This window comes from Staphylococcus nepalensis, assembly GCF_002442935.1.
Lineage (GTDB): Bacteria > Bacillota > Bacilli > Staphylococcales > Staphylococcaceae > Staphylococcus > Staphylococcus nepalensis.
Map to the genome: position 1 here is coordinate 2,473,989 of NZ_CP017466.1, position 19,702 is coordinate 2,493,690.

Consider the following 19,702-nt stretch of genomic DNA (forward strand, 5'->3'; position numbering starts at 1 on the left):
GATTTATAGTTTGTTTTCTTCTATTATAGCCATCTTATATTTAAAATTATAGAAAAATCCTTTAACGACGTTTAAGCCATTAAAGGATTTTATTTTATATATTAAGAATCAATTATCAAATTGGTATTACATAAAGTCTGCAAAATGGTCTCTATAACGCATATGCATGATTGATCCTATGATAAATAAGAACACAATAATGAAAAAGTTGTAGAATGTTAATTCCCAGTGTGTAATAAAGTACCATTCATTATGTAGAACTGCGGCACGATATGCTTCCGCAAGATAATAAATCGGGTTAAGTTGCATAACGTCTTTAACGATACCTTCTGGAGGTACAATTAAAATAGATGAAGCAAAGAACACCATTCTCATCAATGCTTGAATTGCCGGTTGTGTATCTTTGACGAGCACTCCTAATGTTGACGTAAATAACGCTACTGTTGTAGTAAATATGAGTGCAAATGGCACATATAAGAATAATTGAATTGTGTAAATAGACGGGTAAAAACCACCTAGCATACACAACAAAACAACAACTACTAATAATGCAATATGTCCATAGAACCTACTCATAACAATATAAGAAGGTATAATAGATAACGGGAAATTCATCTTGGCCACATGGTTATATTTACTCGCTATTGATTTTGTGCCTTCTAATATACCTTGGTTCACAAAGAACCACATACTAATACCTACAAGTAACCAATAAATAAATGGTATACCATCAATTGGCCCATTATTTCTGATTCCTAGACCAAACACAAACCAATAAACCATGATTTGCATTGCTGGATTAATTAATTCCCAAGCCATGCCTAGGTAATTATTTGTATTTGTAATTTTGACTTGGAACTGTGCTAATCTTTGAATTAGATAGAAATTTTTGAAATGCTCTTTTAAAACTACCCACACTGCACTCATTTAAATAAACCCACTTTCAATCGATTTACTAATCATAATTATGTTATAACAAGACTATATTCAAATCTAATATACGCTTTATAAATTATCTTAACAACTGCCATTTACTTTAGTAAACTAAATGCATAGAATAATAGCAAAAACACATGAATATTAAACTCATTTATAACAAAAAGTTATTACAATTTGTCAACTTCACTATAATTGATTTTATAACTCAAATTCAGTAAAATTTAACAATTGTATAAGAACATCGTTTTTAAATTTTGTACTCACTTACTTTACAATAGGTTAATAAATTTAACAACTAATATAATATATAATATACTATACATTATCTGCAAATAAGGAAGGTAAAATTATGAATGTATCGGTTAGCATTGAACATGTAACTAAAGAATACCGCATCTATCGCAATAATAAAGAGCGTTTAAAAGATGCCTTAGTCCCTTTTCATAAAAACAAAACATTTTATGCCCTAAATGATTTATCACTAACTGCATATGAAGGTGATGTCATCGGCCTTGTAGGTATTAACGGGTCAGGAAAGTCTACACTAAGCAACATTATTGGTGGATCACTTTCCGCTACTTCTGGAAATATCGATCGACACGGTGAAGTGAGCGTGATTGCAATTAATGCCGGTTTAAACGGACAATTATCTGGTATTGAAAACATTGAATTTAAAATGTTATGCATGGGATTCACTAGAAAACAAATTAAAGAATTAACACCTGATATTATCGAATTCAGTGAACTTGGGGAATTCATTTATCAACCTGTTAAAAAATATTCAAGTGGTATGCGTGCCAAATTAGGTTTTTCCATTAACATTACAACAAACCCAGATATTCTCGTTATCGATGAAGCATTATCTGTTGGTGATCAAACTTTCGCTCAAAAATGTTTAGATAAGATTTATGAATATAAAGAACAAGGCAAAACAATATTCTTTGTTAGTCATAATATGAGACAAGTTCGAGAATTTTGCACTAAAATTGCATGGATTGAAGCAGGTAAACTGAAAAAATTTGGCGAATTAGAAGAAGTTTTACCTGAGTATGAAAAATTCTTAAATGAGTTTAAAAAGTATTCCAAAGATGAACAAAAAGCATTCAGAAACGAATTAGATAACTCAAGATTCGAAGTAAAATAAAATCCATTAACTCTGAAATAGAATTAAATGAATTTATTTTCGCTACAATGAATCACACTTCAGTATATGATTATAGATTTGTTTAAAATCATTTTTATTATAGCAGCCTTACTAGAAAACTTAATGTTCGTACTTAAATTAAAAGCCTAGGCATAAACCATGCTTGGGCTACAAATATGATATAGACCGTAGATCATCGGTTAAAATGCTTTTTATATTAAGCTTTAGAAAAAGTGTCTCTTTACATCTACTTATTACTAAATAAATATTTATATTTTCAACAATAAACCTATATAGAAATTTATAGTTCTAATTAAATGCCACATGTCACTATGTCGTAGATGACTGAAAATCCATAAAGAAACTACTGCCAATCATAAGTAATGAGGCTGGTATATTTAGTTTATACCAGCCTCATTACTTAGTTATTTTTTGTTTAATTACTTTAAACACAAATCTAGGTATTGCTTTCATTCTTCCAAGACGTTTCCAATCTATAATAAAGCGATATACCCATTCTATATTTAATTTTTGAAATACATTCGGAGCTCTTTTTTTCGTACCACTGAACACTTCAATAGAACCACCTACACCCATAAGTAAGGTTTGATTAAATTGATTTTCATGACGAACAATCCATTGCTCTTGCTTGGGATAACCCATCCCGGCAAATACATAATCAGGTTTAAACGAAGTGACTTGTTTTAACACCATTTCATCTTCTATATCAAAGTAACCATGATGTGAACCAAAATAAATATTAGGATATTTTTCGCTTAGTTTTTGTACTGCCTGCGTTACGATTTCATCTTTGGCCCCTAATAAAAATACGTTTTGATAATTAGCATTTGCGATTTTCAAACATTCTTCCATTACTTCTATGCCTGGCACGCGTTCCTTTAAAGGTGTTTTAAGTAATTTTGAAGCCATAACAATACCTGTACCATCTGGCACCACATAGTTGGCGCCATTGATTAAATTACGGTAGATTTCATTGTTAGTAGTATAATCTACAATTTCAGGATTAGCTGTAACAATGAATAAATTGTTTTGAGTTTCTGATTCAAAAAATTGTTTGATATGATTTCGCATTTCTATTAGTGTCACATTATCAAATAAAACAGATAGTACATTTACTTTTTCTAATTTGTCAATTTTCGTCATGATTAGTAATCTCCTAACTCCATCTCTCAATATACATTCATTTTTATTGTAATTTTAACATACACTTTCACTCACATATATTACAATATTAATAAAACGATAGCTAAACTATCTCAATATACATCAAAAGTCTAAATGCTTTATGAATGATATTACTCTATACTATTAAGTAAGCAATCGCATTTGATGATTTTCTAAAACATAAACAATTGAAATATTAAAACGAGGTTTTCTATGACTAAAGTTAACGCATTTTTTAGCTCATCCATACAATTACATCTTTATTGGATTATTTTTATCGCCATCCTTTATATCGTGATACATACTTATCGAAATAAATCTATCAACCCAATTTTAGATATATATTTTAACTATATTCCAGTATTAACCCACGAGTTTGGCCATATACTATTCAATAAATTAAGCGGTGGCAAACCTAGCGACCTAGTCATTGTAGCGACACCATCAGAACGACTTGCTACATCGCAACAAGGCTTTGCAATTACACAATCAAAAACAAGTTTAGGTCAATCCATCACTACTTTCGGTGGTTACGTTATGCCTCCACTTATGCTATTTTTAGGTTTTTTATCTATTAAATATCAATATCCAAGTCTATTTATCACTGCGTACCTATTAATGTTTATCTATTTCTTATATTTAACTTCCAGAAAATTACTTCCTATCATCATTGTGATACTATTATTTGCACTTTTATATTGCTTATTTCAAAGTGACAATCAACGAATGATACTTTACATTGTCACTGTTACCCAACACTTTATATTAGGTGTTTTACTCGGCGAAGTTCTTCAATCATCTTGGACTATATTTAAATTAACATTTTCGGAAAACAGGGTGAATTGGGATGGTAGCACTTTAAAAGAATTAACGCATATACCAACTTTTGTTTATAGTGTCATTTGGATAGCGATTAACTTATTTACAGTTTATCAACTATTCAAAACATACTTCCTTCCATAAAATTATTTTTGAATGTAAAGGAATAAGTGACAGAACAAGCATTACATTTCAAAAAATGATTATAACGTGAAATCACTGGTAACTAGATTTTAAATACTTATTGTAGGATCTAGTTATTTTTTCCGTTTTGTTAATTGTTGATTTATCTTAAAAATGATTTTTAACCATAAGTATTCATACTCAAAATAAAAGGCGCCTTCATTTTTGAAATGGAGGTGCCTTTTAGTATTTAAAACCTTGCAATTTTGAATGTTCATACTTACTTATAGCTGCTGTGCCATTTTATGGTCTCTTGTCCTTACACCCCAATAGCATCAGTGCATTAAAATATCGTACCTTTATAAACAAGTGGGCAAAAACAGACGACCTTGACACGATGAAATTACTTCTATACGTTTGTTTCTATCATCAAGTTAAATCAGCTTTAACAGCTATTAATATATAAACCTTATTTAACTAAATTGTAACTCCTACTTATTCTTAAACAAGGATCATTCTCTTTCTAAACACAATTATATACAATATTCATAAGAAAATGTAAATCAATTCTCTATAATTGAACTCTACTATTTTTCAGCATAAATATGCATTGCATTATCATAACTAAGCACTGTTATTTTATCTTCTTTCTGGACCATAATGACTTTATTTGTATCATCTTTATTCACTATCTTTATTTGTTCATCAATTAATATATCTTTACTTGTTAAATAAACTAACAATTCTGTTCTGTCTCGAACCCGCTTAATTGTCACTTCATCTCCAGCTTCAAATGACAATAAATTGGTTGTATATATCTCTTTATATTGGTTGTCTCTTGGTATAATACCACCATGAGGGCAAGTAATTGGATAATCTAATAATTTATCTAAGCGTTCTACGAATAAATGAGAAACTTTATGCTCTAGTACCTCTGCTTCTTGATGTACCTCTTCCCAATTATATTCTAATATTTTTATTAAAAATAACTCTAATAAACGATGTCTTTTAATAATGTCTAAAGTGTATGTCAATCCTTCTTCTGAAAGTTGCACACCTTTATACGGTTTCGTTTTTACAAATCCAGATTTTTCTAAACGATTTACCATTTCACTTACAGATGGCGGTTTAATATTTAAATACTGGGACAATGTCTTATTTGAAACGAAAGAATGATCGCCATTATGCGTTAAAATTGCTTTCAAATAATCTTCTTTTTCTTCAGTTAGCATGGTCTCACCTCTCAAGTCATTCACTTTATTGTACCACGAATCTACTTGACACGCTAAAAGTTCATGTTATATTATGAATTAAATTAGGTTAGCCTAAAATTTAAATTAAGGAGGTCTAAAATGTTAAAAATTAATAACTTAAATCTCACTTTAGGGAACAAACATGTTTTAGATGATATCAATCTTGAAATTCCTGTCAAAGGTGAAATTATTGGAATTATGGGACCCAATGGTGCAGGAAAATCCTCACTACTTAAATCTCTCATCGGAGAATTTAAATCAACTGGAAGTGCTAATTTACATAATATTGCTATGCAGCAAACGCTAAAAACAATAACATATATACCCCAAAAAGCACATATTGATTTAGATTTTCCAATTAAAGTTGAGGACGTTGTACTTTCAGGGGCTTATAAAGATATTGGATGGTTTAAATTTATTACTCCTAAGACGAGGTCTAGACTTAATCAGCTCTTACAAACATTAGAATTAGAAGATTTAAGAAACAGACAAATATCTGCTTTAAGCGGAGGTCAGTTACAAAGGGTTTTAGTAGCTAGAGCGCTCATGACAGAAAGTACGCTTTACCTTTTAGATGAACCATTTGTTGGCATTGATTTCCATAGCGAACAAATCATTATGTCTCAATTACGCGCACTTAAAAAAGCGGGCAAGTTACTATTGATTGTTCATCATGATTTATCAAAAGCAGAAGAATATTTTGACCGTGTCATTCTTTTAAATAAAACGATTCGTTTCTTTGGAGAAAGTCACGTTGCTATGCAACCAGAATATCTAAACAGAACATTCTTAAATCCTACAAACCAACAACAAAGTTCAGAATCGGCTTAAATAGAAAGGAAGTAGCATTATATGGAATTTTTCCAACATCTATTTGAATACAAGTTTTTAAGTAATGCATTAATTATTTCAATTATTGTAGGAATCGTTTGTGGAACAGTTGGTTGCCTCATCGTGCTTAGAGGCTTATCTCTTATGGGGGATGCAATGAGCCATGCGGTATTACCCGGCGTTGCCCTGTCCTTTTTATTCGGTGTTCCTATGTTTATTGGTGCATTAGTTACAGGTATGATCGCCAGCATTTTTATAGGCTTTATTACTAAAAGCAGTAAAACCAAACCCGACGCAGCTATTGGCATTAGTTTTACAGCCTTTTTAGCAACTGGGGTCATTTTAATTAGTTTAATAAATAGTACTACTGATTTATATCACATTCTTTTTGGTAATTTATTGGCAGTAACACAGTCTACTTTTTGGTCGACTGTAGTCGTGGGTGTCATTGTTATGATTTTAATTATTATTTTTTATAGACCATTAATGATTTCTACATTTGACCCTATTTTTAGTAGAATGAGTGGTTTGAACACTACTTTTCTACACTACTTCGTTATGTTATTGCTTTCACTTGTTACTGTAGCAAGTATACAAACTGTAGGTATTATATTAGTTGTAGCATTACTTATCACCCCTGCTTCAGCTGCATTTTTAATTGCTAAAAAACTACATACAATGATGATCATTTCCAGTTTAATAAGCATTATAAGTGCGATGGTCGGCATGTACTTTAGTTATATTTATAATATTCCAAGCGGTGCAACGATTGTTTTATGCGCGTTTGTTATCTATATCATTATTTTTGCTTGTAATAAAATGCAAGTGTTCACAAAAAAAGGAGTGGTTTAATGAAAAAGTTATTAACAGTTGCACTTATCTTCCTTTTATTCTTAAGTGCGTGTAGCAACGGTAAAAATGATTCTTCATCTCAATCTCACGACAAAATAAAAGTCGTAACGACAAATTCTATTCTATACGATATGGTTAAAAACGTTGGTGGCGATAATGTTGAAATACACAGTATTGTCCCAATTGGTCAGGACCCACATGAATACGAAGTTAAACCAAAAGATATTAAAGCATTGACAGATGCAGATGTCATCTTTTACAACGGATTAAATTTAGAAACAGGTAACGGTTGGTTCAAAAATGCTTTATCACAGGCCAACAAATCATATGAAGATGGTTCTGTTGTCAAAGTTTCACAGGACGTTAAACCTTTATACTTAAATGGAGCAACAGAAGGCGACGAATCTAAACAAGACCCACATGCCTGGTTAAGCTTAGACAATGGTATTAAATATGTAAAAACAATCAGTGATGCTTTAATTAAAAAAGATGACAAACATAAAGATGATATTGAAAGCCATACAAAGGATTATGTAGCTAAATTGGAATCTTTAAAACAAGATAGTCATGAGAAATTTAACGACATCCCTAAAGAAAATCGTTCAATGATCACAAGTGAAGGTGCTTTTAAATATTTCTCTAAACAGTTTGATATTAAACCTGGATATATTTGGGAAATAAACACTGAGAAACAAGGCACACCTGAACAAATGGAACAAGCTGTTAAATTTGTTAAAGATAACCACCTTAAACATCTACTTGTCGAAACTAGCGTAGACAAGAAAAGCATGCAAAGTTTAAGTGAAGAAACGAATTTAGATATCTACGGAGAAGTTTATACAGATTCCATAGGTAAAGAAGGCACTAAAGGTGATTCTTATTATAATATGATGAAAGAAAATATCGATATCGTACACGGCAGTATGGAATAATAACAAGGCTATTTAACCTACTTTGTAGGTGAATAGTCCCATGTCGTACGTTTCCCTCCTAATGACGTACGACATGGTGGTATTCAAGCCTTAAATCATCTATCTCCCTTAACTCCATCAATGGTTGGCTCCTCCCCCCATTGATGGAGATTTTTAATGAAAAAGGGAATTTTAGCTCAAATCATTTTATATCCTAAAAAATTCATTTCATTTATACAATTCAATTCACCAAAAAAACAGATTCCGATATCGGAATCTGTTTTTCACTGATAGCTTAATCCGTTAAACTATCAACAATAATCATTTCATCATAGTTAATGGCTTCACGTAATTTCAAAGCAGTTACCTCGTTAATTTTTTCATCTTCAACAAGTTCATTCAAGACGCGACGTTGCTCTCTAAGTGCCTCCAACTTAATTTTAGTGATTGACGTTTCACTTTTAGGATTAAAGAAATTCGAAGGTGTTAAGTTTTCAATTCTCATTAAATAACTATCACAAATCATGCCCACTTCTAATTTATTTTCTTCAGTCGTCTCTTTACCTAGACGACTTACCACGCGATAATGCACTGTTCTCATTACATTAGAAATTTCTCGCAAGTTATCAATCACAGATAAAGACGAAGCAGCGTTGGTTTTTACTTTTGTCTTAATTCTACTTTTTAAAATAAATGCTTTTAATTCAACTTTGATACGTTGGATTAAAGAAGACTGTTTATAAACTTGTGTACGTTCAGCATAACGCATGTAGTTATCTAAAACATTCGTTGTAATATCTCCATTAGATACTAAGCTATTAAGTGTATTGTTTTCAACATCAAATGCGATTTTTTGCAATCTTTCTAGTTCTTTAGTATTTTCATCTTCATTTTCAACCGTTTTAAGAAAAGCTAATTTATCATGATAATCTTTAATGACGTTACCGTATAAAAAACTAGATGCTTCAGATGATAATTGATTTAAATGTTCTATCACTTTCTCTAAAATATATATACGCGCTTGCTTAAAGTTCATACCACGTTGTTTTGGTTTTACTGCATTAGGTGTCACCATTGGCAACACAATTTGCGCAATGATTAAACTCATGACCACCATACCTGACGCAATAAATAGCAAATCATCTCTAAACACAAAGGAATGGTGATCCGCCAACATGTAAGGTAATGTTAAAGCAATAGCCAGAGAAATTGTTCCATGCACGCCACATAACGTCATGATAAAAGCATACATGCCTCGTTTGGGTGGTGTCTCTGAAACATTAGCATTATCTTCATAGTTGCTAAGTATTTTTTGGAACGGACTGATTGGTAAATAAAAATAAGGATATAAAACAAAAACCCATAAAAATCTAAATAAGTATATTGCTAAAGCGATTAAAACCGTAACAACAATTAGAAAGATAAAATTATGTGGTTCATTTTCTATAATTCTCCCGACAAGTTCAGGAACTAAAAATCCTAAAATAGAAAATACAAAACCATTCAAAGCATAACTTAATATATTCCATGTATGATTGTAACTCATTTGTAACCTTGTACGTGCCTGTGCGATACGATCACGTTCAAAATCATGTACTAATCCTGCTACCACTGCTGCAATAATACCTGATGAATGGAACATTTCAGCAACGAGATATGTAATAAAAGGGGTTAGAAGCTGTATAAATGTAAACATATTTACATTTTCAATACCTCTTCTAGAAAGTGATACTCTGAATCTAACTAAGGCAACACCAATAATTAAACCTACAATAAATCCGCCTATTGAAGATATTAAAAATTGTTCAATAGCATTTACCATTGAAAATCCACCTGTGATTAAAGCTGCTACAGCAATTTTAAAAGAAATAATACCCGCAGCATCATTTAACAATGATTCACCTTCTAAAATTGTCATAGAACCTTTTGGAAGAATTTTTCCATTTGTAATTGCTTGAACAGCTACTGCATCAGTTGGACACAAAATAGCGGCCAATGCGAATGCAGCAGCTAATGGTAATTCAGGCCATATCCAATGCACAAACAATCCAACTACTATAACCGTTGTGACCACAAGTCCTAAGGCCATCATTAATACTGGTTTGATATACCGGCGTAAATGGACACGAGACACTTTTACACCTTCAACAAATAATAATGGCGCTATTAGTGCAACCATAAATAGCTCTGAGTCAAAATGGAATTCAACAGGTATCGGCGTAATATACAATAACATACCGAGCATAATTTGGATAAAAGCTAGGGGGATTTTAGGTAAGGCGATATGTACAAGGGAACTTGCAATAACTACCGCTAAAAATATCAGTATTGTTTCAAATATTTGCATGGTTTCACCTCTTTTCAACATTAATGACTTTCATAATTGTTGAGGTTGAAACAAAAAATACCATCGTTTTTAATGAACAGATTGTGTCTCAAACTCTTACATATCTAGTTATTATTTTTAATAGATATGCTTTTTAAAATTAACACAATTACAGATATGTATTATTTTATCATTTTTTTAGTAACCCCTGAAACGGATTGCACTTCAAAAATAATATTTTCACCAAATATAATTTAAATAATACTGCACGCTTTATATCAATAAAAAAGGCTCTATACTAAACAGGACTGATTTTTATATCAGTCCTCTTTGACAAAGAGCCATAAAAAAAGAACAGATTAGAAATTAAAGGTTAATTCATTGATTTCTAATCTGCTCATCTATAAATGACGTATTTTCTATAATGCTTTATTTTAACAATGTAAAGAAAGGCTTAAAATTAATATATGTCTTGTTCTTTTTCATTTACTTTACGTCTGCGTTGTTCACGTACTTGAGCACGTTTTTTTAATTGATCAAACGTATCATTTTCTGTAGCGCTTAATAAGATACTTGTTTGTTTAGGAGCATCACTTTTTCGGTACATATAAGCGCCCGTACGATATGCTGCTCTAGATATTAAATGCCCTCCAACAGGAGAGGTTAAATTGATAAATACCAATGCTAAAATCATTCTGACACTTAGGTACCCTTGAGAAGAAATAAAATAAATAATCACGCCAACAAGTGTTAACAATACTGACAGTGTAGAACTTTTCGTAGAGGCATGACTTCTTAAAAATACATCATGGAATTTAATTAGGCCAATCGCACTAATTAAAGCGATAATACTTCCTAAAAACATCATAAAAGCTGCAATTAAATTAACGATTTCGTTTGTTATTTGCATTAAAGACATGCCCTCCTTCTATAAATCTAGAGATAGACACAGTACTCACAAATGAAATAATCGCGATTAATAAGATAGAATCTAGGAATGAAAAAGTACCAAATACAATACTTAACACGCCCACCGTCGACATTAATATCGCACTAGCAGTATCAAATGCAACCACTCTGTCAGCAGTAGTTGGTCCTTTAACTAATCTAAATAAAGTTAAGATTAACGCAATACCAAATAAAATAATTGAACTAGTTATAAAGAAATTTATCAATGATTCGATCATTCTGCCACCTCCAATATGAGACCTTCATATTGTCTAATGCTTTTTAGCAGTTTCTGTTTTTCTTTCTCTGAAATGTCAATTGCATGTATAAAGATTTTCTTTCTTTCTTTTGAAATTCTTATAACCGTTGAACCAGGTGTAATAATAATAAGTATAGTTAAAAATGAAACTTCCCAATCTGTTTCCAATGTCGTTTCATACGTCACTAAGCCTGGATTTAAATCTTTCGTTTTAAATAAAATATAATTGATGGTTGTCATGCTTGATGTGATTAACTGGTATAAGTAAACAGCTAAAAATTTAATAGCCACCCATACTTTTTTCAAATAAAACTGTTGGCCGAAAAAGCGATGCAGTATATAGATAACTACTAAACCAATCAAGTAACCCGAGAAGAAGGTAGAGGCTCTAAATGATTCTTCGTCTTGAAATAACACCCATAAAAACGCAATGACCATATTAAGTAAGACTTGTCTCATTATTTATCCTCCTTCACTAAATGAGGATTCACCATTTTTTCATATAATCCGTCATCCATATTCATGTGGGTAGCATTATCTGTCACTTTAAAAATTAATGGCGCTGCCAGGCCCATCGCTAATATTGTTGCAACAAGCACGCCTATCAAACCTTTACGGTATGTAGGAACTGATTTAAATTCTAATGGCTCTCCTTTTTGAGCATTACCGAGATACATGGTAAAGAAGATTCTAAACAAGCTAAACATGGCAATTAGGCTAGTTAAAATCATCAATGCTAAACCAATGTAGTTACCATTCTCAAGTGCTCCTTCAAAAATAAACACTTTACCTGGGAAACCGCTAAATGGTGGTACGCCTCCAATTGCTAAAATCATCACCACAAAAGCTACGCCAAAAAATGGTTCTTGTTTCGCTAAACCATATAAATTTTTGTATTGTCGGTAACCGGTAATGTACACCAAACTACCAATTATAAAGAATAGTAATGTTTTTACAACAATATCATTCGCCAGATAAAAGATAGCGCCATTAACACCGGCAAATGTATTTGATCCTAAACCTAATATGATAAATCCAATAGAAAGGATAACCTGATATGCTGCTATCTTTTTTATATCTCGATAAGCTAGTACGCCAAACGCACCTATTAACATAGTTACACAAGATAAAAATACAAGCAGTGGATGCGTAATACCATTATGACTATCGAATAATAATGTAAAGAATCGAATTAACGCATAAGCACCTACTTTTGTCATCAGTGCTGCAAATAATGCTGCTAGTTCAGTATTTAATACTGCATAAGCTTTTGGTAACCACATGAACAACACAAGTGCTGCTTTCGCACTGAAAGCAATTAAAAACACCATCGAAATGATGACAACTGAACTTTCACCATGCATTTCACTTAATCTTTGGGCAACTAATGAAAAATTCAAAGTACCCGTTAGCTTATACAGCAAGCCAATTCCTAATAATAGTAACCAAGAACCTAATATATTAAGAACCACGTAAATGATAGCTGCACGTAATTGTTCGACTGATTGTCCCAACGTGACTAACACAAACGAAGCCAGTAACATCACTTCGAACATAACGTATAAATTAAACAAATCAGCTGTTAAAAATGATCCAATCACGCCGACTGTTAAAAACAAAATAAAACTCGGCAAATAGTAACGGATGGCTCGTTTTTCCTTTCTACCAAAGCCATACGCCATGATTAATGTAACGACAAAACTAGAAGTAGTTACCATTAATAGACTTAATGAATCACCCACAAACTGAATGCCATACGGGGCTTTCCATCCACCGAAATCTAAAGCAATTGGTTTATCTCTCATTACATGAATCAATAATAATAAAGATATAAGTGTCGTGACAGCCATTGTTCCAATTGAAAAAATTCTTGAAAGCCTACTCTGTGTACGAATAAATACAAGTACGAGCCCGCAGACTGCTGGGAGAAGTAATGGCAGAATTAATAAATTACTCATCATTATTGTCATCACCTCTTAGCACATCAATTTCATCTTCTTTAGTTACTCGATACGTTCTATATACGAGCACAAGTAAAAACGCAGTCATAGCAAAACCAATCACAATAGCAGTTAATACAATCGCTTGTAGCAATGGATCCACAAAGTTTTTGCTACTTTCACCAATAAGTGGTTCAACCATGTTTTTACCGTACTTACCCATGCTCATAATAATTAAATTTCCTGCATGCGTATAAATTGAGATACCAATAACAATACGTATTAAGTTGACGGATAATATCATATACGTTCCTATAAATATTAAGAAGCCAATAACCATTAATAATATCAAGTTCATGAGCGACCACCACTTATAGAAAGCATAACCGTCACTACAACACCGACTACCGCTAATACAATACCAGCTTCAAATATTGTCACAGTTGTTAAATGTACTTCGCCTAATATCGGCAATTGGACATGTGCATCAGTTTGGTAAAGGAACGGTTTACCAAAGAACATTGGTACGACGGCAGTAGCAAATGACACCAATGAACCAATAATCATTAATATTCTAAAATCAAGCGGTAAAGCGACTAATACTTGTTTAACATCAAAGGCCAAGAACATTAATAAAAATGCAGAACTGAAGACAAGTCCACCAATAAATCCGCCACCCGGATTATTATGCCCAGCTAAAAACAAGTAAAAGCCAAATGTTAACAATATGAAGACTACGATTTTGGTGATTGTACGTAAGACTACATCATTCTCTTTCATCTTGACCCCTCCGTTCTTTAAAGTTAAGTAATGTATAGATTCCTAAACCAGCGATAATTAATACCATTCCTTCAAATAAGGTATCCATAGCACGGAAATCACCGAGAATTGCATTTACAATATTTCTACCACCTGCTAATTCATATGCATCATGATAGAAAGTAGAAATTGTTGGCATCGTTTCAGCTTGTTGAGCAATAAAGACAAGCATCACTACGATAATTGCCATTGCTAATGAAACGATAATCTTGACAGCCTCACGTTTTTTATGCACTTTCGTACGTGGAACGTTTGGTAAACGTGAAAAACTTACGATAAACAATATAGTAGTAATGGTTTCAACTACGAGTTGTGTTAATGCCAAATCAGGTGCTTTCATCAAGATGAAAAATATTGTTACACAATAACCAACGATACCATTTAATATAACCATCGTTAAACGTTGTCGAATAAATGTTAAGGCAATACCTAAAATAAAGACAACGATTAATGTGATAATTTCTAATGGACCAAACTCACTGACATGTATCTGTTTAACATCCGGAAAACCAGCTTGAATAATACCGTAGACCACTACGATGATGAAAATAGCTAATGTTAATGTAATATAGTGATTCAAACGGTTATTCATCAATGTGCGAATACTATATCCAGAATAATTTTCAAATTGTTTATATGAATCTAAGTATAAATCTGTAATAGATTTAACTTTAATTTTTTCTGCTTGCTTTTTCCAATTAATTTTAAACACTGCTATAAATCCTATAACAATTACAATTAAACTTAATATCAGTGGTAAATTAAAACCGTGCCATTGAGAAATATGTGGTGCGATGTCATCTACTTTTTCTCCAATTGTGATACTTCGTAATGCCGGTAAAATAACATAATGACCAAATAAATTTGGTATAAAGAACACGACCGGTAACAAAATCATCATAATTGCAGAAGGTAATGTAAATAAAAATGGCTCATGAGGCGTTTGTACTGGTAAATCTGCTTTTTTAAATTCACCCCAGAACACTTCTTTAATCATGTAAACTGCATAAATAAGCGTAAATATACTGGCAGTCACGCCTATAAATGCAATCATTATCGTTAAAATTAAATTAAATTGTGGTAATTGATGTGAACTTACCAAACCTTCAAAAAACATTTCCTTACTTAAGAACCCATTAAGGAATGGTATACCTGCCATAGATAAGGCAGAAAGTAACATAACTATATGTGTAATCGGTAGTACTTTCCTTAAACCAGATAATTTACGGATATCTCTTGTGCCTGTTTCATGGTCAATAATACCTACGCCCATAAATAATGCGCCTTTAAATAACGCATGGTTCATCAAATGAAACAGACCCGCAAAGAGTATAAGTCCATAAATTTTTGAGAGCTCACCAGTGGTATGTTGTGCAAAACCACCGCCAAGTCCGACCATCGAAACAATCATACCTAATTGACTAATCGTAGAATAAGCCAAGATGGCTTTTAAATCATATTGACGTATGGCATTAATTGCGCCAAAAATCATCGTTATTAACCCTACAAAGGTAACAGAATATATATAGAAATCGCTTAGACCTAAAACAGGTGTAAATCTAAATAGTAAAAAGATACCTGCTTTAACCATTGTGGCAGAATGTAGATAAGCGCTCACCGGTGTTGGTGCTTCCATAGCTTTGGGTAACCAAATATGGAAAGGAAATTGCGCTGATTTAGTAAATGCGCCTAATAGTAACATAATAATAATTGGTATAAATAAATTGCTTTCGGCTATTTTGTCGCTTTGAGCAATAATAGATGAAATAGAATTAGTTCCTGTCACAGTGTAAATCATGATAAACCCTGTCAGTAATGCAAGACCACCAAATACTGTGATTATAAATGATTGAATAGCGCCAAACTGACTTGCTCCTTTATCGTACCAATAAGCAATGAGTAGAAAAGATGATACACTTGTCAGTTCCCAAAACACGTACATCAAAATAGTGTTATTTGAAGTCACAATACCTAACATACTGAACATAAATAGTAATAAATATATATAAAAGCGTGGTAAGTGATCATGTTCTTTTGATAAATATTGTGTTGCATAATAAAACACTGCTAACCCAATAAGTGATATTAACAAACTAAAAAATAAACTTAATCCATCTAGCTTAAAATCTATGTTGATATCTATTAAGGTGAGCCATGGTATTTTTACTGAGACAAATTGTCCCTTCATCACTTGCGGTATTTGCCACAAAAAGTAAACAGAAGAGATAATTGGTGCTATTAAAGCTATTAGACCAGAAATTTTGTGAAATTTACGATTTGTCATCGTAAGCAATACTACTACCATTATTAAAATAATCGCACTAAGTAGATAAATGAAACTCATTCTATCCCCCCTTTAAGTATAATTTATAAATTTAAAGCTATTGTTGTTTTGCTCGATTTCGTAGAGATACCAATAAACTTCATCGTTTCAAACGTGGTCTGGTGCCCCAAATATTTTTGAATAATTGATATAGATATACCAGATTGGTATGCATGATACGCAAATGTTTTTCGCAACGTTGTCAAACCAATGTGTAACATACCTAAATCTTCTGCGGCAGTATGAATAATACGGTAAGCTTGTTGCCTAGATAGACCTTTTAGTGTCCTATTTGACTGAAACAAAAGTTCACCATTTTCTAATTGTTGTTCTGTGATATATGCCATTAATTCATTTCTTAATGTTTCTGGTAATCTAATTTGAATCCTAGGGGCGTGCGTCTCCACCCAATAATATTTTACACCCTTATCTTCAATTCTTACATCTTGCACGTTTAAATTTAATAAAGAAGAAAGTTTCACACCCGTATGTATAGCAAACTTAAATAATAAATAATCACGCTGTGACTTAGACTTTAACGCTTCGTACATCGCTTTTATCTCATTAATATTTCTAATAGGATCTACTTGATTCATACATTCACCTCTGAATTCATTAATGTTCCATATTTAATGATATATCATGATTTTGTCACATGAAAGTATTTTGTCTAATTTTTTTAAATTTTTTTGCCCTTTTTGCAAATGAAAAACGATATATATAGTGAAAGGAGGTTACACAAATGAATCAAATCAGTCAACTAGCAGTCACCATGTCGCGCACATCCTATGATAAAGATGGTAAAGCTACTCAATTCAAGCGTCATTTTGCAAATTTAAATACTGAAGCAACTACTGACCAAATTAAAAGCTTTAAATCTATTATCGAACAAATTACTGGAGAAAAATTTGAAACTGTTGAAATTATCAAAACTGAAACAGTGAACTAAGGAGGTAAACTAAGATGACACAAACTTTAGAACTTGTATTTATTGACGCCGTGAATAAAGATATTAAAATACAAATACCGAAAATTGAACACTTCATCAATGAAAGTGCTGTAAAAGATGGAATGAATAAGTTGATTACACTAGATATATTAAGACCAAAAGCTGGCATTCCAACGAAGGTACATGCGGCACAAATCATCGATAAATCTACAAAACTTATTTTTGAAGTTTAATTAAGGTGTAGTAAGACCAAAAAAGCTATATAAACTAAATATCATGCATAAGTGCTAACTAACATTAAAAGGGATACAAGAAGTATTAATACACTTGCATGGGATGATACTAAGGCCAAGTGGGTTACATGAACTAATGCCCATGCATCATATCACTAACGCGATAAAATTGAGAAGTGATACTTTAGCGTTAGCACTTTAGAAAAGTAACACCTTATCAACTAATACCAACATTAAACTCAAGGCTGAGGCATCATTGAATTTATGGTGTCCCAGCCTTTTATCTATTAATATGCGAAAAATACGTTCCAGTAATCATAGATGTTCCAATTAAGCCGTAATTACAATTTTTGTACGTATCCTTATCACTATCCATTGCATTAACTATTCCTGCAAGGCCGCAACCTAACTGTATCACCGAAAAACACTTTACTTTTCCCCAATTTTTTACACATCGTGTACTGATCAAACACTTCAATAACTTGGGCAAGGTTTTTATACGATCTTCTAGGATTTAAAACTTCTATAAATTGACCTTTATGAACTCCTTCATTACTTCCTGCGCTTATAAAAAACGTTTCTTCATCTAATAAGCGTATAATCGAAAGTTGTTTCAATGTAAATTGCCACCGCTTCTTTAAATATTTAAATTACTATAAAATAATGATTCCTAATTTTTATGAGTATTTTTTATAATTTTGATTGATTCGTTTTACTTTTAAAAATCAATCAATGTAACTATTTTATTATATTTCTTTAATTGTGTACATCATTTTATGTACAGACTTATACACGACCACAAAATAATATAGGCATATCTGCATCTTTCCTATATAATGAAGTTATCTCTATAGAAAGCGTGATTTAATGATTCTTTTATATTTAGTAGGCATCATTGCTGGAATGGTTGTTCCATTCCAAACTTCAATTAATTCAAGGTTGAGTCTTTATACAAAATCCTCATTTTATGCTTCAACCATTTCTTTTGCTACTGGCACAATCTTTTTAATTTTGATTAATTTAATTACAAATCCGCATGTTTTTACTACACAATTTTATAGTGACCAAACTTTGAGTTATGTGTGGTTTATCGGTGGTATACTTGGGGTAGTATTTTTAACTGGGAACTTATTATTACTTCCAAGATTGGGCGCTTCCTTAACAGTAGTTATGACTGTCGCTGGACAAATTATTATGGGCGTTACAATTGATACATTCGGTTGGTTCGGCGCAGATGTAGAACCTTTTACTATATTTAAAGTGTTAGGTATCTTATTTTTAATTTTGGGGATCATTCTTATGAATTATGTACGCAGAAACCCAAAAGATAAAAATATGAATTCTAAAGTTTATATTTGGCTCATAATTGGATTTATATTTGGTTTTTGTCCTCCAATACAAACAGCTATCAACAGTGCTTTAGGCCAACAAGTGCATTCATCTATATTAGCATCATTAATCTCATTTATAATTGGAACAATAACATTATTTATTTTAACAATGATTTTCAACAGAACACTTAAAATGACTACTTACCATTCACAAAAAGGTAAATTAAAACCTATTTATTTCATTGGTGGTATCTTGGGTGTAATCTTTGTTACTACAAATATTATACTAATGCCTCATCTTGGTGCAGCATTAACTACAATCATTGTGATGTTAGGTCAAATGTTGATGGGAATTATCATCGACCATTTTGGTCTATTAGGCACATTTGTAAACAAAATCACCAAAAGAAAAATCATCGGCATCATTGCAATGATGATTGGTATTATACTTTTAAGATTATTTTAATAAATAAAGCACAGCGTTATTTACTTTTAAAAAATGGTGGATAACGCTTTT

At 31.9% G+C, this 19,702-nt stretch carries 21 protein-coding genes; 8 read left to right on the forward strand and 13 right to left on the reverse strand.

From position 1 onward, the window contains the following. Positions 1-126: 126 nt before the first annotated feature. On the reverse strand, positions 127-927 hold the full coding sequence (locus BJG89_RS11865) for an ABC transporter permease (protein ID WP_096810795.1): 801 nt from the start codon (positions 925-927) through the stop codon (positions 127-129). A 361-nt stretch (positions 928-1,288) separates the two neighbouring features. Here BJG89_RS11865 and tagH point away from each other — a divergent pair, with 361 nt between their 5' ends. Beyond that, positions 1,289-2,083 (forward strand): teichoic acids export ABC transporter ATP-binding subunit TagH, encoded by a 795-nt coding sequence (tagH, locus tag BJG89_RS11870; protein ID WP_096810796.1) that lies wholly within the window; start codon positions 1,289-1,291, stop codon positions 2,081-2,083. A gap of 417 nt (positions 2,084-2,500) precedes the next feature. Here tagH and tarA read toward each other — a convergent pair whose 3' ends face one another. Further along, positions 2,501-3,247, reverse strand: coding sequence for an N-acetylglucosaminyldiphosphoundecaprenol N-acetyl-beta-D-mannosaminyltransferase TarA (gene tarA, locus BJG89_RS11875; protein WP_096810797.1), 747 nt, complete (start codon positions 3,245-3,247; stop codon positions 2,501-2,503). A 234-nt stretch (positions 3,248-3,481) separates the two neighbouring features. Here tarA and BJG89_RS11880 point away from each other — a divergent pair, with 234 nt between their 5' ends. Beyond that, positions 3,482-4,231 (forward strand): M50 family metallopeptidase, encoded by a 750-nt coding sequence (locus BJG89_RS11880; RefSeq protein WP_096810798.1) that lies wholly within the window; start codon positions 3,482-3,484, stop codon positions 4,229-4,231. 566 nt (positions 4,232-4,797) lie between these two features. On the opposite strand, the gene BJG89_RS11885 is transcribed toward BJG89_RS11880, so the two are convergent. Then, complete coding sequence (locus tag BJG89_RS11885; RefSeq protein ID WP_096810799.1) at positions 4,798-5,442, reverse strand: metal-dependent transcriptional regulator; 645 nt, start codon at positions 5,440-5,442, stop codon at positions 4,798-4,800. 120 nt (positions 5,443-5,562) lie between these two features. Between BJG89_RS11885 and BJG89_RS11890 the strand changes: the two genes are divergently transcribed. The 3 genes from BJG89_RS11890 to mntC are packed head-to-tail and all read left to right on the forward strand — an operon-like array spanning position 5,563 to position 8,078. Further along, the gene (locus BJG89_RS11890) at positions 5,563-6,294 is read left to right on the forward strand and encodes a metal ABC transporter ATP-binding protein (protein WP_096810800.1); all 732 of its coding nucleotides are present in this window, start codon (positions 5,563-5,565) and stop codon (positions 6,292-6,294) included. 21 nt (positions 6,295-6,315) lie between these two features. Then, the gene (locus BJG89_RS11895) at positions 6,316-7,146 is read left to right on the forward strand and encodes a metal ABC transporter permease (RefSeq protein ID WP_096810801.1); all 831 of its coding nucleotides are present in this window, start codon (positions 6,316-6,318) and stop codon (positions 7,144-7,146) included. Next, positions 7,146-8,078, forward strand: coding sequence for a manganese ABC transporter substrate-binding lipoprotein MntC (gene mntC, locus BJG89_RS11900; protein ID WP_096810802.1), 933 nt, complete (start codon positions 7,146-7,148; stop codon positions 8,076-8,078). The genes BJG89_RS11895 and mntC overlap by 1 nt, the downstream gene beginning before the upstream one ends. Positions 8,079-8,352: 274 nt before the next feature. On the opposite strand, the gene BJG89_RS11905 is transcribed toward mntC, so the two are convergent. The 9 genes from BJG89_RS11905 to BJG89_RS11945 form a co-directional block, all read right to left on the reverse strand. Then, positions 8,353-10,404, reverse strand: a complete 2,052-nt coding sequence (locus BJG89_RS11905) for a cation:proton antiporter (protein WP_096810803.1) — start codon at positions 10,402-10,404, stop codon at positions 8,353-8,355. Positions 10,405-10,843: 439 nt separating this feature from the next. After that, positions 10,844-11,293, reverse strand: coding sequence for a Na+/H+ antiporter subunit G (locus BJG89_RS11910; protein WP_096810804.1), 450 nt, complete (start codon positions 11,291-11,293; stop codon positions 10,844-10,846). Next, complete coding sequence (mnhF2, locus tag BJG89_RS11915; protein WP_019468408.1) at positions 11,268-11,570, reverse strand: Na+/H+ antiporter Mnh2 subunit F; 303 nt, start codon at positions 11,568-11,570, stop codon at positions 11,268-11,270. The genes BJG89_RS11910 and mnhF2 overlap by 26 nt, the downstream gene beginning before the upstream one ends. Beyond that, a complete protein-coding gene (mnhE2, locus tag BJG89_RS11920) occupies positions 11,567-12,049 on the reverse strand; it encodes a Na+/H+ antiporter Mnh2 subunit E (RefSeq protein ID WP_096810805.1) in 483 nt (160 codons plus the stop codon). Before mnhE2 ends, mnhF2 begins: the two co-directional genes overlap by 4 nt. Beyond that, on the reverse strand, positions 12,049-13,551 hold the full coding sequence (mnhD2, locus tag BJG89_RS11925) for a Na+/H+ antiporter Mnh2 subunit D (protein WP_096810806.1): 1,503 nt from the start codon (positions 13,549-13,551) through the stop codon (positions 12,049-12,051). Before mnhD2 ends, mnhE2 begins: the two co-directional genes overlap by 1 nt. Beyond that, positions 13,541-13,888, reverse strand: coding sequence for a Na+/H+ antiporter Mnh2 subunit C (gene mnhC2 / locus BJG89_RS11930; protein ID WP_096810807.1), 348 nt, complete (start codon positions 13,886-13,888; stop codon positions 13,541-13,543). Before mnhC2 ends, mnhD2 begins: the two co-directional genes overlap by 11 nt. Continuing rightward, positions 13,885-14,310, reverse strand: a complete 426-nt coding sequence (gene mnhB2, locus BJG89_RS11935; protein WP_096810808.1) for a Na+/H+ antiporter Mnh2 subunit B — start codon at positions 14,308-14,310, stop codon at positions 13,885-13,887. Before mnhB2 ends, mnhC2 begins: the two co-directional genes overlap by 4 nt. After that, positions 14,297-16,693, reverse strand: coding sequence for a DUF4040 family protein (locus BJG89_RS11940; RefSeq protein WP_096810809.1), 2,397 nt, complete (start codon positions 16,691-16,693; stop codon positions 14,297-14,299). Before BJG89_RS11940 ends, mnhB2 begins: the two co-directional genes overlap by 14 nt. A 23-nt stretch (positions 16,694-16,716) precedes the next feature. Then, entirely contained in the window at positions 16,717-17,268 is a 552-nt protein-coding gene (locus BJG89_RS11945) for a tyrosine-type recombinase/integrase (RefSeq protein ID WP_096810810.1), read from the reverse strand. Positions 17,269-17,414: 146 nt separating this feature from the next. On the opposite strand from BJG89_RS11945, the gene sroA reads away from it, so the two are divergent. Next, complete coding sequence (sroA, locus tag BJG89_RS11950) at positions 17,415-17,621, forward strand: sigS mRNA-stabilizing protein SroA (protein ID WP_096810811.1); 207 nt, start codon at positions 17,415-17,417, stop codon at positions 17,619-17,621. Between the two features lie 14 nt (positions 17,622-17,635). Next, positions 17,636-17,854, forward strand: coding sequence for a DUF2922 domain-containing protein (locus BJG89_RS11955; protein ID WP_096810812.1), 219 nt, complete (start codon positions 17,636-17,638; stop codon positions 17,852-17,854). A 380-nt stretch (positions 17,855-18,234) separates the two neighbouring features. Here BJG89_RS11955 and BJG89_RS14840 read toward each other — a convergent pair whose 3' ends face one another. Further along, positions 18,235-18,471: a hypothetical protein gene (locus BJG89_RS14840; protein WP_096810813.1), complete on the reverse strand. Its 237-nt coding sequence runs from the start codon at positions 18,469-18,471 to the stop codon at positions 18,235-18,237. A gap of 250 nt (positions 18,472-18,721) precedes the next feature. Between BJG89_RS14840 and BJG89_RS11965 the strand changes: the two genes are divergently transcribed. Further along, positions 18,722-19,651: a DMT family transporter gene (locus tag BJG89_RS11965; protein WP_096810814.1), complete on the forward strand. Its 930-nt coding sequence runs from the start codon at positions 18,722-18,724 to the stop codon at positions 19,649-19,651. The last annotated feature ends 51 nt before the right edge of the window (positions 19,652-19,702 follow it).

Coding starts and splice junctions, on each gene's coding strand:
- BJG89_RS11865 (WP_096810795.1), bottom strand. CDS start 927: ATGAGTGCAGTGTGGGTAGTTTTAAAAGAGCATTTCAAAAATTTCTAT.
- tagH (WP_096810796.1), top strand. CDS start 1,289: ATGAATGTATCGGTTAGCATTGAACATGTAACTAAAGAATACCGCATC.
- tarA (WP_096810797.1), bottom strand. CDS start 3,247: ATGACGAAAATTGACAAATTAGAAAAAGTAAATGTACTATCTGTTTTA.
- BJG89_RS11880 (WP_096810798.1), top strand. CDS start 3,482: ATGACTAAAGTTAACGCATTTTTTAGCTCATCCATACAATTACATCTT.
- BJG89_RS11885 (WP_096810799.1), bottom strand. CDS start 5,442: ATGCTAACTGAAGAAAAAGAAGATTATTTGAAAGCAATTTTAACGCAT.
- BJG89_RS11890 (WP_096810800.1), top strand. CDS start 5,563: ATGTTAAAAATTAATAACTTAAATCTCACTTTAGGGAACAAACATGTT.
- BJG89_RS11895 (WP_096810801.1), top strand. CDS start 6,316: ATGGAATTTTTCCAACATCTATTTGAATACAAGTTTTTAAGTAATGCA.
- mntC (WP_096810802.1), top strand. CDS start 7,146: ATGAAAAAGTTATTAACAGTTGCACTTATCTTCCTTTTATTCTTAAGT.
- BJG89_RS11905 (WP_096810803.1), bottom strand. CDS start 10,404: ATGCAAATATTTGAAACAATACTGATATTTTTAGCGGTAGTTATTGCA.
- BJG89_RS11910 (WP_096810804.1), bottom strand. CDS start 11,293: ATGCAAATAACAAACGAAATCGTTAATTTAATTGCAGCTTTTATGATG.
- mnhF2 (WP_019468408.1), bottom strand. CDS start 11,570: ATGATCGAATCATTGATAAATTTCTTTATAACTAGTTCAATTATTTTA.
- mnhE2 (WP_096810805.1), bottom strand. CDS start 12,049: ATGAGACAAGTCTTACTTAATATGGTCATTGCGTTTTTATGGGTGTTA.
- mnhD2 (WP_096810806.1), bottom strand. CDS start 13,551: ATGATGAGTAATTTATTAATTCTGCCATTACTTCTCCCAGCAGTCTGC.
- mnhC2 (WP_096810807.1), bottom strand. CDS start 13,888: ATGAACTTGATATTATTAATGGTTATTGGCTTCTTAATATTTATAGGA.
- mnhB2 (WP_096810808.1), bottom strand. CDS start 14,310: ATGAAAGAGAATGATGTAGTCTTACGTACAATCACCAAAATCGTAGTC.
- BJG89_RS11940 (WP_096810809.1), bottom strand. CDS start 16,693: ATGAGTTTCATTTATCTACTTAGTGCGATTATTTTAATAATGGTAGTA.
- BJG89_RS11945 (WP_096810810.1), bottom strand. CDS start 17,268: ATGAATCAAGTAGATCCTATTAGAAATATTAATGAGATAAAAGCGATG.
- sroA (WP_096810811.1), top strand. CDS start 17,415: ATGAATCAAATCAGTCAACTAGCAGTCACCATGTCGCGCACATCCTAT.
- BJG89_RS11955 (WP_096810812.1), top strand. CDS start 17,636: ATGACACAAACTTTAGAACTTGTATTTATTGACGCCGTGAATAAAGAT.
- BJG89_RS11965 (WP_096810814.1), top strand. CDS start 18,722: ATGATTCTTTTATATTTAGTAGGCATCATTGCTGGAATGGTTGTTCCA.